Here is an 11705-nt window from a genome sequence, read left to right on the forward strand (position 1 = left end):
ACATAAGCAAATTATATGCCTGAAACTGAAGTGTTTGCCTAGAGCGCTGTAACAATAAAAAACTATTGATTTTTTATTGATATGAGCACCAAGGCGACTGGCCAGGCACCTCAGCGCTTACAGGCGGAACTCATGGCCCAGATACACTTCCTTGACCAGTTCGTTGGCCAGGATGGTGGCGGAGTCGCCTTCAGCGATCAGCTGGCCATCGTTGACGATGTAGGCGGTTTCGCAGATGTCCAGGGTTTCACGGACGTTGTGGTCAGTGATCAGCACGCCAATGCCTTTGGCCTTGAGGTGGTGGATGATCTGCTTGATGTCGCCCACCGAGATCGGGTCCACGCCGGCGAAGGGTTCGTCGAGGAGGATGAATTTCGGGTTGGTGGCCAGTGCCCGGGCGATTTCCACCCGACGGCGTTCACCACCGGACAGGCTCATGCCAAGGCTGTCACGAATGTGGTGGATGTGAAATTCCTGCAGCAGGCTTTCCAGCTCTTTGCGGCGACCGGCCTTGTCGAGCTCCTTGCGGGTCTCGAGGATGGCCATGATATTGTCGGTCACCGACAGCTTGCGGAAGATCGACGCTTCTTGCGGAAGATAGCCGATACCGGCCTTCGCGCGACCGTGCATCGGCTGGTGGCTGACGTCCAGGTCATCGATCAGTACGCGACCCTGATCGGCCTGTACCAGACCCACGATCATGTAAAAACAGGTGGTTTTGCCGGCGCCGTTGGGGCCAAGCAGGCCGACGATCTGGCCGCTGTCGATGGACAGGCTGACGTCACGCACGACCTGGCGGCTCTTGTAGCTCTTGGCCAGATGCTGAGCTTTCAGAGTTGCCATTACTGGGTTTTCTCGTCGGTTTTCTTCTTCGGCTGGATCACCATGTCGATACGCGGACGTGTCTCGGTGACCTTGCTGCCCGTGGCGCGACCGGCGCTGGCGAGTTTCTTGATCGTGTCATAGACGATTTTTTCGCCCTGGGTGACGTTGTTGTCCTTGTCGACAACTTTGGCCTTGTCGATCAGTACGACGCGGTTTTGCGCTGCGTGGTACTGGATGGTTACGCCCCAGCCCTGAACAGGCTTGGTGTCGCCAGCGGTCTGCAGTTGCTCGAAGTAGGCGAGGTTGCCCACCGAGGTCACCACATCGATCTCGCCTGTTGGCGTGCGGGTGATGGTCACGGTGTTGCCCTTAACGATCATCGAGCCCTGAGTGATGATCACATCACCTTTATAGGTGGCAACACCGTTCTTGTCGTCCAGTTGGGCGTCGTCGGCCTGGATGCGGATAGGCTGCGCTTGATCGGTCGGCAGAGCCCAGGCGCTCACGCTTCCCAGTGCTGCGCTCAGACTGAGCAAAATAGGGAGGGTTTTAACGAGCCTCATACTGTCCTCTTACGTTCGATAGCAGGTGTATCCTGCTTTCTTTCAAGTACGCTTTCATTCCGTTGCCTGTCGATACACCGCCGGCGCCATCGATTCTAACGGGTTGATCGGTCTGCGCATATTGCTGCTGCGGGAACACTGTCATACGGGTGGTGGTAATCAGGGTTTTACGGTTTTTTTCGTCGAAACGCGTGATACGTACCGAGTCGATCAGCTCGACCTGGGTGCCGTCCGGGTTGACTTCGCCGCGTTCGCTCTGGACGTGCCAAGGGAATTCGGTGCCACGAAACATGTTCAGGTCAGGGTTGGACAGCAACGTCACTTCCGTCGCCTTCAGGTGTTCGACCTTGTCGGACGTCATTTCATACTGCAGTTTGCCGTCCGGCAGGTACTGCACGCTGTGGGCGTTGGTTGCGTAATAGTCGATCATGGCTTCATCGACATGCGCCACTGGCTTGTCGAGGAAGCGTTCCGGGCTGATGTTCCAATAGCCGACCGCAGCGAATAGCGCCGCGATGCAACCGAATATCAGGATGTTGCGAATCTTTTTGCTCAGCATGATGGGCTCACAGGTACGCGGCGTTGGCCGCATCGAGGCGGCCCTGGGCGCGCAGGATCAATTCGCAGAATTCGCGCGCGGCACCCTCGCCGCCACGGGCCTGGGTGATGCCGTGGGCGTGTTCGCGCACGAAGCTGGCGGCGTTGGCCACGGCCATGCCCAGACCGACGCGGCGAATCACCGGCAGGTCCGGCAGGTCGTCGCCGAGGTAGGCCACTTGTTCATAGTTCAGGTTGAGTTGGGCAAGGAGCTCGTCGAGCACCACCAGTTTGTCTTCGCGACCCTGGTACAGGTGTGGAATGCCGAGGTTCCTGGCTCGTCGTTCGACCACCGGGGTCTTGCGTCCGCTGATGATAGCGGTCTGCACGCCGGCTGCCATCAACATCTTGATGCCTTGGCCGTCGAGGGTGTTGAAAGTCTTGAATTCGCTGCCGTCTTCGAGGAAGTACAGGCGCCCGTCGGTCAGCACTCCGTCGACGTCGAATACCGCCAGTTTGATCTGTTTGCCGCGTTGCAGCAGGTCCGTGCTCATTACATTACTCCAGCGCGCAGCAAATCGTGCATGTTCAGGGCGCCGACCGGGCGGTCTTCGCTGTCGACAACGACCAGTGCATTGATCTTGTGGTCTTCCATGATTTTCAACGCCTCGGCAGCCAGCATCTCGGCACGTGCGGTCTTGCCGTGGGCGGTCATCACCTGCTCGATGGTGGCGCTGTGGATGTCGATGCTGCGGTCCAGGGTGCGACGCAGATCGCCGTCGGTGAAGATCCCGGCAAGTTTACCGTTGGCTTCCAGAATCACGGTCATGCCCAGGCCCTTGCGGGTCATTTCCATCAATGCGTCCTTGAGCAGGGTGCCGCGCTTAACCTGCGGCAGCTCTTGCCCGGCGTGCATGACGTTTTCCACTTTCAACAGCAGGCGTCGACCAAGTGCGCCGCCTGGGTGGGAAAAGGCGAAATCTTCAGCGGTAAAACCGCGGGCTTCCAGTAGCGCCACCGCCAGGGCATCGCCCATCACCAGAGCGGCGGTGGTCGATGAGGTTGGCGCCAGGTTCAGCGGGCAGGCTTCGTGCTCGACGTGAACGTTGAGGTTGACCTCGGCAGCCTTGGCCAGTGCCGAATCGGGATTGCCGGTGACGCTGATCAATTTGATGCCCAGGCGCTTGATCAGTGGCAGCAGGGTAACGATTTCATTGGTGGAACCGGAGTTCGACAGTGCCAGGATGATGTCGTCACGCGTGATCATACCCATGTCGCCGTGGCTGGCTTCGGCTGGATGCACGAAGAACGCCGTGGTGCCGGTGCTGGCCAGGGTGGCGGCAATCTTGTTGCCGATGTGCCCCGATTTGCCCATGCCGACCACGACTACGCGGCCTTTGCTGGCCAGAATCATCTCGCAAGCGCGTACGAAATCCGCGTCGATATGGGGTAACAAGCCTTGCACGGCTTCCAGTTCGAGACGGATGGTGCGTTGTGCAGATTGAATCAGGTCGCTGGATTGGCTCATGTCAGAAATCGTATAGCCTGATGAAAAGGCGGCGATTATAACGGTAATGATCAAAACCCTCACGCAAGTTCGTCGCGGTTTGTCATTCCTTGTTACCGAGACCCTCTAAATAGATGATTTCAGGTGGTCATGTTGCTGAACGTGCCCGGCTTGGGCCTTGGGCGCTTGGCATTTGCAGTGATATAGTTCGCCGCCAGTTCGGCCTGCCCGGGAAGGTATGTGCTTTCGTCAGAAAGCCAGGCGTCCGAGTGAGAGGCTGCATCGCAAGGAGTTTAGATGAGTGCCGATAACGCCTACGCGGTCGAGCTGAAGGGACTGACCTTCAAGCGCGGTGCGCGCAGCATTTTCAATAACATCGATATCCGCATACCACGCGGCAAGGTCACCGGCATCATGGGGCCTTCCGGGTGTGGCAAGACCACGCTGTTGCGGTTGATGGGGGCCCAATTGCGCCCCACCAGCGGCGAAGTCTGGGTCAATGGCCAGAACCTGCCGACGTTGTCGCGCAGCGATTTGTTCGATGCGCGCAAGCACATGGGCGTGCTGTTTCAGAGCGGCGCGTTGTTTACCGATCTCGATGTATTCGAGAACGTCGCCTTTCCGCTGCGTGTTCATACCACACTGCCGGAAGAGATGATTCGCGATATTGTCCTGCTCAAATTGCAGGCCGTGGGCTTGCGTGGCGCCATTGACCTGATGCCTGACGAATTGTCCGGCGGTATGAAGCGTCGAGTCGCGCTGGCCCGGGCGATTGCCCTCGATCCGCAAATTCTCATGTACGACGAGCCTTTTGTCGGCCAGGACCCGATCGCCATGGGCGTGCTGGTGCGCCTGATCCGCCTGCTCAACGATGCGCTGGGCATCACCAGCATCGTGGTCTCCCACGATCTGGCCGAGACCGCGAGCATCGCCGACTACATCATTGTGGTGGGTGACGGGCAAGTGTTGGGGCAGGGCACACCCAAGGAATTGATGACTTCGCAGGAACCACGGATTCGCCAGTTCATGACTGGTGAACCCGACGGCCCGGTCGCATACCACTTTCCAGCGACGGATTACCGCGCAGATCTTCTGGGGAAGCGCTGATGCGCAAGATTTCATTAATAGAAAGAGTGCGCCGTTTCGGCCACGCCGGCATCGATGTGCTGGCGGTATTCGGGCGTTCGGCGCTGTTCCTGTTTCATGCCTTGCTCGGTCGCGGTGGCATTGGCGGCAGTTTTGGCCTGCTGGTCAAGCAACTGCATTCGGTTGGCGTGATGTCCCTGGTGATCATCGTGGTCTCCGGGGTGTTCATCGGTATGGTGCTGGCGCTGCAGGGCTTCAATATCCTGTCCAGCTATGGCTCGGAGCAGGCTGTCGGGCAGATGGTTGCGCTGACACTGCTGCGTGAACTGGGGCCGGTCGTCACGGCCTTGCTGTTCGCCGGGCGTGCGGGTTCGGCGCTGACCGCCGAAATCGGCAACATGAAATCCACCGAGCAACTGTCCAGTCTGGAAATGATCGGGGTTGACCCGCTCAAGTACATTATTGCTCCGCGCCTGTGGGCCGGCTTCATTTCCCTGCCGGTGCTGGCAATGATTTTCAGCGTGGTGGGTATCTGGGGCGGTTCGTGGGTGGCCGTCGACTGGCTGGGTGTCTATGAAGGCTCCTACTGGTCGAACATGCAAAACAGCGTGACGTTTGTCGACGATGTGCTGAACGGCATTATCAAAAGCATCGTTTTTGCCTTCGTCGTGACCTGGATCGCCGTATTCCAAGGCTATGACTGCGAGCCCACTTCCGAGGGGATCAGTCGTGCCACTACCAAGACCGTGGTGTACGCCTCTTTGGCGGTACTCGGCCTGGACTTTATTCTGACCGCCTTGATGTTTGGAGATTTCTGATGCAAAACCGCACCCTGGAAATCGGTGTCGGCCTTTTCTTGCTGGCTGGCATCCTGGCTTTGCTGTTGCTTGCGTTGCGGGTCAGTGGCCTGTCCCCGAGCCCGAGCACCGATACTTATAAACTTTATGCATATTTCGATAATATCGCCGGTTTGACTGTCAGAGCTAAAGTGACCATGGCCGGTGTGACCATTGGCAAGGTCACTGCGATCGATCTGGATCGCGACAGCTTCACCGGTCGGGTGACCATGCAACTGGAAAAGCGCGTAGATAACCTGCCGACTGACTCCACTGCATCTATCCTGACCGCTGGCCTGTTGGGTGAGAAATACATCGGTATCAGTGTGGGTGGGGAACAAGCCCTGCTCAAGGATGGTGGAACCATCCACGACACGCAGTCGTCGCTGGTGCTCGAGGACCTGATCGGTAAATTTCTGCTCAATACCGTTAGCAAAGACGCCAAATGAGGAGCTTTTCAATGATCTCTATCTTGCGACGTGGCCTGTTGATATTGCTCGCAGCCTTGCCGTTGATGGCTAACGCCATGGCGGCGCAGTCGGCGCACGATCTGGTTCAGGACACCACGACCCGGATGCTCGCCGACCTGTCGGCCAATAAAGAGAAGTACAAGCAGGATCCACAAGACTTTTATACGGCGTTGAACACCATCGTCGGTCCTGTGGTGGATGCCGAGGGCATTTCCAAAAGCATCATGACCGTCAAATACTCGCGCAAAGCAACGCCCGAGCAAATGAAGACGTTTGAAGAAAACTTCAAAAAAGGTCTGTTCCAGTTTTATGGCAACGCATTGCTCGAATACAACAACCAGGGCATTACTGTTGAGCCTGCCAAGGATGAATCGGGAGACCGTACCAGCGTTGGCATGACGGTCAAAGGCAGCAGCGGCGCGATCTATCCCGTGTCTTACACACTCGAAAAGATCAACGGCGAATGGAAGCTGCGTAACGTCATCATCAACGGCATCAATATCGGCAAGCTATTCCGCGATCAGTTCGCTGATGCGATGCAGCGCAATGGCAACGACCTGGACAAGACCATCAATGGTTGGGCCGGGGAAGTCGCCAAAGCCAAGGAAAACACCGAAAAAGCTGTCGAGAAGAAAGCCCAATGAGTGAGTCGGCCATTCGCATGAGCGAAACCGGCGAGCTGCTGCTCAGCGGTGTGCTGGATTACCGGACCGGCCCGAACTTGCGCAAGCAGGGGCAGGTACTGATCAAGTCCAGCAAGGCGCCTGCGCTGGTGGTCGATTGCTCCGCAGTGGAGAAGTCCAGCAGTGTCGGCTTGTCGCTGCTGCTGTGCTTCATGCGCGATGCCCAGGTGGCCGGCAAGGCCTTGAGCATTCGCGCGATGCCCGAAGACATGCGCAAAATCGCTCAGGTCAGCGAATTGACCGAGCTGTTGGCGCACCCCTGAACCGCATCTATAAAGAAGCCCCCCGTCAGAGTCCTGCTTCGCGGGGTTCGCAGGCGCGGGGCTTTTTTGTATGATGTCCGACCCGCGCGCACAGGGCGCCGATTGAGGTTGAGCATGCAGGCCGTAGAAGTGAAGAGCTTCCTTGAAGGAAAGCTGCCAAACACGAAGGTGGAAGTTGAAGGCGAAGGCTGCAATTTCCAGCTGAACGTGATTAGCGATGAACTGGCGGCGTTGAGCCCGGTGAAGCGTCAGCAGCAGGTCTATGCCCATTTGAACCCGTGGATTGTCGATGGCAGCATCCATGCGGTCACTATGAAATTTTTCAGCAGCGCGGCCTGGGCCGAGCGCACCTGAGCCCAAGGGCGTCGAGATTCTTATGGATAAATTGATTATTACTGGTGGCGCTCGTCTTGATGGCGAGATCCGCATCTCCGGGGCAAAGAACTCGGCCTTGCCGATCCTGGCTGCCACCTTGCTGTGCGATGGCCCGGTGACCGTGGCCAACCTGCCGCACCTGCACGACATCACCACCATGATCGAGCTGTTCGGTCGCATGGGCATTGAGCCTGTGATCGACGAGAAGCTCAGCGTCGAAATCGACCCACGCACCATCAAGACCCTGATCGCGCCGTACGAACTGGTTAAAACCATGCGCGCCTCGATCCTGGTGCTGGGCCCGATGGTTGCCCGTTTCGGTGAAGCCGAAGTTGCACTGCCTGGCGGTTGCGCCATCGGTTCGCGTCCGGTTGACCTGCACATCCGTGGTCTTGAAGCCATGGGCGCGGTCATCGACGTCGAAGGCGGCTACATCAAGGCCAAGGCCCCTGAAGGCGGCCTGCGCGGTGCGCACTTCTTCTTCGACACCGTCAGCGTGACCGGTACCGAGAACATCATGATGGCGGCCGCTCTGGCCAAGGGCCGCAGCGTTCTGGCCAACGCCGCTCGCGAGCCTGAAGTCGTCGACCTGGCGAACTTCTTGAACGCCATGGGCGCGAAGGTTTCCGGCGCCGGCACCGACACCATCACCATCGATGGCGTCGAGCGTCTGCACACGACCACTTACAAAGTGATGCCTGACCGTATCGAGACCGGCACCTATCTGGTGGCGGCAGCGGTCACCGGCGGGCGTGTGAAGGTCAAGGACACCGATCCGACCATCCTCGAAGCCGTTCTGGAAAAACTTCGTGAATCCGGTGCCGAAATCACTACCGGTGAAGACTGGATCGAGCTGAACATGCACGGCAAGCGGCCGAAAGCCGTCAACGTGCGGACCGCTCCATACCCGGCGTTCCCGACCGACATGCAAGCGCAATTCATCTCCCTCAACGCCATTGCCGAAGGCACTGGTGCGGTGATCGAGACGATCTTCGAAAACCGTTTCATGCACGTTTACGAACTGCACCGCATGGGCGCGCACATTCAGGTTGAAGGCAACACCGCCATCGTCACCGGCATCGAAAAGCTCAAGGGCGCGCCAGTCATGGCCACCGACCTGCGTGCTTCGGCCAGCCTGGTGATCTCGGCGCTGATCGCCGAAGGCGATACCCTGATCGATCGCATCTACCACATCGACCGTGGTTATGAGTGCATCGAAGAGAAGCTGCAGATGCTCGGCGCCAAGATCCGCCGCGTACCGGGCTAGTTTCTGCTGCATGGGCGCAGGGACGCGTCCGTTGATTTGTTGAAGTCGAGCCGGTTTCCGGCTCGATGTGTGTCCGGCGCCGTTTGCGACCGGGCATGAGTACCTTGATAAGGACTGACGTTTCCCATGTTGACTATCGCACTGTCCAAGGGCCGCATCCTTGACGACACCCTGCCGCTTCTGGCTGAAGCGGGCATCGTGCCGACCGAGAATCCGGACAAGAGCCGCAAGCTGATCATCCCCACGACCCAGGCCGATGTGCGCTTGCTGATCGTGCGTGCCACCGATGTGCCGACCTATGTCGAGCATGGTGCCGCCGATCTGGGCGTCGCCGGTAAAGACGTGCTGATGGAATACGGCGGCCAGGGTCTGTACGAACCGCTGGACCTGCAAATCGCCCAGTGCAAACTGATGACGGCCGGTAAAGTCGGCGCAGTCGAGCCCAAGGGCCGTCTGCGCATTGCCACCAAGTTCGTCAATGTCGCCAAGCGCTACTATGCCGAACAGGGTCGTCAGGTCGACATCATCAAGCTCTACGGCTCGATGGAACTGGCGCCGCTGATCGGCCTGGCGGACAAGATCATCGACGTGGTCGACACCGGTAACACGCTGCGGGCCAATGGCCTGGAGCCACAGGATTTCATCGCTGCCATCAGCTCCCGTCTGATCGTCAACAAGGCGTCGATGAAAATGCAGCATGCCCGTATCCAGGCGTTGATCGACACCCTGCGCAAGGCAGTGGAGTCTCGACACCGCGGCTGATTCACCTGCGCGACCTTGAGTCGCGCCCGTCTATCCGCCTCATAGCCAGAATTCTCGGGTGCCCAAGCGGATCAACGGCTAGCTTAGGGCGCCCGAGTTTTTGCCAATCCTATGAGGCTCTCGCTATGACCGCACCGACTGCAATTCGCCGACTCAACGCTGCTGACCCGGATTTCGCACATCATCTGGATCATCTGCTGAGCTGGGAAAGTGTGTCTGACGACTCGGTCAATCAGCGGGTGCTGGACATCATCAAGGCCGTGCGCGAGCGTGGCGATGCGGCGGTGGTCGAGTTCACCCAGAAGTTCGATGGCCTGCAAGTGGCGTCCATGGCGGACTTGATCCTGCCGCGCGAACGCCTGGAACTGGCATTGACCCGCATCACCGTGCCTCAGCGCGAAGCCCTGGAAAAAGCCGCGACCCGTGTGCGCAGCTACCACGAAAAGCAGAAACAGGACTCCTGGAGCTACACCGAAGCCGATGGCACGGTGCTGGGCCAGAAGGTCACGCCACTGGATCGCGCCGGTCTGTACGTGCCGGGCGGCAAGGCGTCCTACCCGTCCTCGGTGCTGATGAACGCGATTCCGGCCAAGGTGGCGGGCGTGACCGAAGTGGTCATGGTCGTGCCGACCCCGCGCGGTGAAGTCAACGAACTGGTGCTGGCCGCAGCCTGCATCGCCGGCGTCGACCGGGTGTTCACCATCGGCGGCGCGCAGGCGGTTGCGGCGCTGGCTTACGGCACCGAAAGCGTGCCGAAGGTCGACAAAGTGGTTGGCCCGGGCAACATCTATGTCGCCACCGCCAAGCGCCACGTGTTCGGCCAGGTCGGCATCGACATGATCGCCGGCCCGTCGGAGATTCTGGTGGTGTGTGACGGCCAGACCGATCCGGACTGGATCGCCATGGACCTGTTCTCCCAGGCCGAGCACGACGAAGACGCCCAGGCGATTCTGGTCAGCCCGGACGCCGAGTTCCTCGACAAGGTGGCGGCAAGCATCGCCAAACTGCTGCCAACCATGGAGCGCGCCGAGATCATCGAAACCTCGATCAATGGCCGTGGTGCGCTGATCAAGGTTCGCGACATGGAACAGGCCATCGAAGTGGCCAACCGCATTGCCCCAGAGCACCTGGAGCTGTCGGTCGCCGATCCACAGGCCTGGCTGCCGCAGATCCGTCACGCCGGCGCGATCTTCATGGGCCGCCACACTTCCGAGGCCCTGGGCGACTACTGCGCAGGTCCGAACCACGTATTGCCGACCTCCGGCACTGCGCGCTTCTCTTCGCCGCTGGGTGTTTACGACTTCCAGAAACGTTCGTCGATCATCTTCTGCTCCGAGCAGGGTGCCTCCGAACTGGGCAAGACCGCCTCCGTACTGGCCCGTGGCGAATCGCTGAGCGCTCACGCCCGCAGTGCTGAATACCGCATTCTTGATGACAAGCAGGGGAACTGAACATGAGTAAATTCTGGAGCCCGTTCGTCAAGAATCTGGTGCCTTATGTGCCGGGCGAGCAGCCGAAACTGGCCAAACTGGTGAAGCTCAACACCAACGAAAACCCGTACGGTCCATCGCCAAAAGCCCTGGCGGCGATGCAAACCGAACTGAACGACAACCTGCGTCTGTACCCGGACCCGAACAGCGACCTGCTCAAGCAAGCCGTTGCCAAGTACTACGGCGTGCAGGGCAATCAGGTGTTCCTCGGTAACGGTTCCGATGAAGTCCTGGCGCACATATTTCACGGTTTGCTGCAGCACGATAAACCGCTGCTGTTCCCGGACATCAGCTACAGCTTCTACCCGGTTTACTGCGGGTTGTATGGCATCAAGTTCGATGCGGTTGCGCTGGACGAGCAGTTCCAGATCAACCCGGCGGACTATGCCAAGCCGAACGGCGGGATCATCTTCCCGAACCCGAATGCGCCGACCGGTTGCCTGTTGGCGCTGGACGCTGTTGAGCAAATCCTCAAGGCCAGCCCGGATTCGGTGGTCGTGGTGGATGAGGCTTACGTCGACTTCGGCGGTGAAACGGCGATCACGCTGGTGGACCGTTATCCGAACCTGTTGGTGACGCAGACCCTGTCCAAGTCCCGTTCCCTGGCCGGCCTGCGGGTTGGTCTGGCCGTGGGGCACCCGGATCTGATCGAGGCACTGGAGCGGATCAAGAACAGCTTCAACTCCTACCCGCTGGATCGTCTGGCGATTGTGGGGGCTGCGGCGGCGTTCGAAGATCGCGAGTATTTCGACAAGACTTGCCGGTTGGTCATCGAGAGTCGGGAGCAAGTGGTCGCGCAACTGGAAGCGAAAGGGTTTGAAGTGTTGCCGTCTGCGGCGAACTTCATTTTCGCCCGTCACCCGAAGCACGATGCGGCGGGGCTGGCGGCGAAGTTGCGCGAACAGGGCGTGATTGTTCGGCACTTCAAGCAAGAGCGGATTGCCCAGTTCCTGCGGATTTCCATCGGCACGCCGGAGCAGAATCAGGCACTGATCGACGGCCTTGGCGACCTCTAGACCAAAACTGTTCCTGTGGGAGCGA

General features: G+C 59.1%; 15 protein-coding genes. 10 read left to right on the plus strand and 5 right to left on the minus strand.

The features are described 5' to 3' along the window. Positions 1-117: 117 nt before the first annotated feature. Genes lptB through AC07V0_RS06615 form a run of 5 tightly spaced genes read right to left on the minus strand, consistent with a single transcriptional unit; the run spans position 118 to position 3453 of the window. Positions 118-843 (minus strand): LPS export ABC transporter ATP-binding protein, encoded by a 726-nt coding sequence (gene lptB, locus AC07V0_RS06595; RefSeq protein WP_018927206.1) that lies wholly within the window; start codon positions 841-843, stop codon positions 118-120. Then, the gene (lptA, locus tag AC07V0_RS06600) at positions 843-1388 is read right to left on the minus strand and encodes a lipopolysaccharide transport periplasmic protein LptA (RefSeq protein ID WP_064620302.1); all 546 of its coding nucleotides are present in this window, start codon (positions 1386-1388) and stop codon (positions 843-845) included. Before lptA ends, lptB begins: the two co-directional genes overlap by 1 nt. Beyond that, entirely contained in the window at positions 1375-1947 is a 573-nt protein-coding gene (lptC, locus tag AC07V0_RS06605) for an LPS export ABC transporter periplasmic protein LptC (protein WP_019581167.1), read from the minus strand. The genes lptA and lptC overlap by 14 nt, the downstream gene beginning before the upstream one ends. Before the next feature lie 7 nt (positions 1948-1954). Beyond that, on the minus strand, positions 1955-2479 hold the full coding sequence (locus AC07V0_RS06610) for a KdsC family phosphatase (protein WP_064620298.1): 525 nt from the start codon (positions 2477-2479) through the stop codon (positions 1955-1957). After that, entirely contained in the window at positions 2479-3453 is a 975-nt protein-coding gene (locus tag AC07V0_RS06615; RefSeq protein ID WP_086944705.1) for a KpsF/GutQ family sugar-phosphate isomerase, read from the minus strand. Before AC07V0_RS06615 ends, AC07V0_RS06610 begins: the two co-directional genes overlap by 1 nt. Before the next feature lie 276 nt (positions 3454-3729). Here AC07V0_RS06615 and AC07V0_RS06620 point away from each other — a divergent pair, with 276 nt between their 5' ends. The 10 genes from AC07V0_RS06620 to hisC all read left to right on the plus strand — a co-directional run bounded on the left by AC07V0_RS06620 (position 3730) and on the right by hisC (position 11680). Next, positions 3730-4539, plus strand: coding sequence for an ATP-binding cassette domain-containing protein (locus tag AC07V0_RS06620; protein ID WP_018927201.1), 810 nt, complete (start codon positions 3730-3732; stop codon positions 4537-4539). Next, the gene (gene mlaE / locus AC07V0_RS06625; RefSeq protein ID WP_026286502.1) at positions 4539-5336 is read left to right on the plus strand and encodes a lipid asymmetry maintenance ABC transporter permease subunit MlaE; all 798 of its coding nucleotides are present in this window, start codon (positions 4539-4541) and stop codon (positions 5334-5336) included. The genes AC07V0_RS06620 and mlaE overlap by 1 nt, the downstream gene beginning before the upstream one ends. Further along, the gene (mlaD, locus tag AC07V0_RS06630; protein ID WP_007941252.1) at positions 5336-5803 is read left to right on the plus strand and encodes an outer membrane lipid asymmetry maintenance protein MlaD; all 468 of its coding nucleotides are present in this window, start codon (positions 5336-5338) and stop codon (positions 5801-5803) included. Before mlaE ends, mlaD begins: the two co-directional genes overlap by 1 nt. 11 nt (positions 5804-5814) lie before the next feature. Further along, a complete protein-coding gene (locus AC07V0_RS06635) occupies positions 5815-6468 on the plus strand; it encodes an MlaC/ttg2D family ABC transporter substrate-binding protein (RefSeq protein WP_018927198.1) in 654 nt (217 codons plus the stop codon). Further along, positions 6465-6770: an STAS domain-containing protein gene (locus AC07V0_RS06640; RefSeq protein ID WP_086944706.1), complete on the plus strand. Its 306-nt coding sequence runs from the start codon at positions 6465-6467 to the stop codon at positions 6768-6770. Before AC07V0_RS06635 ends, AC07V0_RS06640 begins: the two co-directional genes overlap by 4 nt. A 114-nt stretch (positions 6771-6884) precedes the next feature. Beyond that, complete coding sequence (locus AC07V0_RS06645; RefSeq protein WP_018927196.1) at positions 6885-7124, plus strand: BolA family protein; 240 nt, start codon at positions 6885-6887, stop codon at positions 7122-7124. Positions 7125-7146: 22 nt separating this feature from the next. Further along, complete coding sequence (gene murA, locus AC07V0_RS06650) at positions 7147-8412, plus strand: UDP-N-acetylglucosamine 1-carboxyvinyltransferase (RefSeq protein WP_018927195.1); 1266 nt, start codon at positions 7147-7149, stop codon at positions 8410-8412. 126 nt (positions 8413-8538) lie between these two features. Then, positions 8539-9174 carry an ATP phosphoribosyltransferase gene (gene hisG / locus AC07V0_RS06655; protein WP_007941260.1) on the plus strand — a complete coding sequence of 212 codons (636 nt, stop codon included), beginning with the start codon at positions 8539-8541 and terminating at the stop codon, positions 9172-9174. A gap of 125 nt (positions 9175-9299) precedes the next feature. Next, complete coding sequence (gene hisD, locus AC07V0_RS06660) at positions 9300-10625, plus strand: histidinol dehydrogenase (RefSeq protein WP_018927194.1); 1326 nt, start codon at positions 9300-9302, stop codon at positions 10623-10625. Between the two features lie 2 nt (positions 10626-10627). Beyond that, positions 10628-11680, plus strand: coding sequence for a histidinol-phosphate transaminase (gene hisC / locus AC07V0_RS06665; protein ID WP_018927193.1), 1053 nt, complete (start codon positions 10628-10630; stop codon positions 11678-11680). Positions 11681-11705 lie beyond the last annotated feature (25 nt).

The sequence above is a fragment of the Pseudomonas sp. GW821-FHT01E10 genome (assembly GCF_059422365.1).

Coding starts and splice junctions, on each gene's coding strand:
- lptB (WP_018927206.1), bottom strand. CDS start 843: ATGGCAACTCTGAAAGCTCAGCATCTGGCCAAGAGCTACAAGAGCCGC.
- lptA (WP_064620302.1), bottom strand. CDS start 1,388: ATGAGGCTCGTTAAAACCCTCCCTATTTTGCTCAGTCTGAGCGCAGCA.
- lptC (WP_019581167.1), bottom strand. CDS start 1,947: ATGCTGAGCAAAAAGATTCGCAACATCCTGATATTCGGTTGCATCGCG.
- AC07V0_RS06610 (WP_064620298.1), bottom strand. CDS start 2,479: ATGAGCACGGACCTGCTGCAACGCGGCAAACAGATCAAACTGGCGGTA.
- AC07V0_RS06615 (WP_086944705.1), bottom strand. CDS start 3,453: ATGAGCCAATCCAGCGACCTGATTCAATCTGCACAACGCACCATCCGT.
- AC07V0_RS06620 (WP_018927201.1), top strand. CDS start 3,730: ATGAGTGCCGATAACGCCTACGCGGTCGAGCTGAAGGGACTGACCTTC.
- mlaE (WP_026286502.1), top strand. CDS start 4,539: ATGCGCAAGATTTCATTAATAGAAAGAGTGCGCCGTTTCGGCCACGCC.
- mlaD (WP_007941252.1), top strand. CDS start 5,336: ATGCAAAACCGCACCCTGGAAATCGGTGTCGGCCTTTTCTTGCTGGCT.
- AC07V0_RS06635 (WP_018927198.1), top strand. CDS start 5,815: ATGATCTCTATCTTGCGACGTGGCCTGTTGATATTGCTCGCAGCCTTG.
- AC07V0_RS06640 (WP_086944706.1), top strand. CDS start 6,465: ATGAGTGAGTCGGCCATTCGCATGAGCGAAACCGGCGAGCTGCTGCTC.
- AC07V0_RS06645 (WP_018927196.1), top strand. CDS start 6,885: ATGCAGGCCGTAGAAGTGAAGAGCTTCCTTGAAGGAAAGCTGCCAAAC.
- murA (WP_018927195.1), top strand. CDS start 7,147: ATGGATAAATTGATTATTACTGGTGGCGCTCGTCTTGATGGCGAGATC.
- hisG (WP_007941260.1), top strand. CDS start 8,539: ATGTTGACTATCGCACTGTCCAAGGGCCGCATCCTTGACGACACCCTG.
- hisD (WP_018927194.1), top strand. CDS start 9,300: ATGACCGCACCGACTGCAATTCGCCGACTCAACGCTGCTGACCCGGAT.
- hisC (WP_018927193.1), top strand. CDS start 10,628: ATGAGTAAATTCTGGAGCCCGTTCGTCAAGAATCTGGTGCCTTATGTG.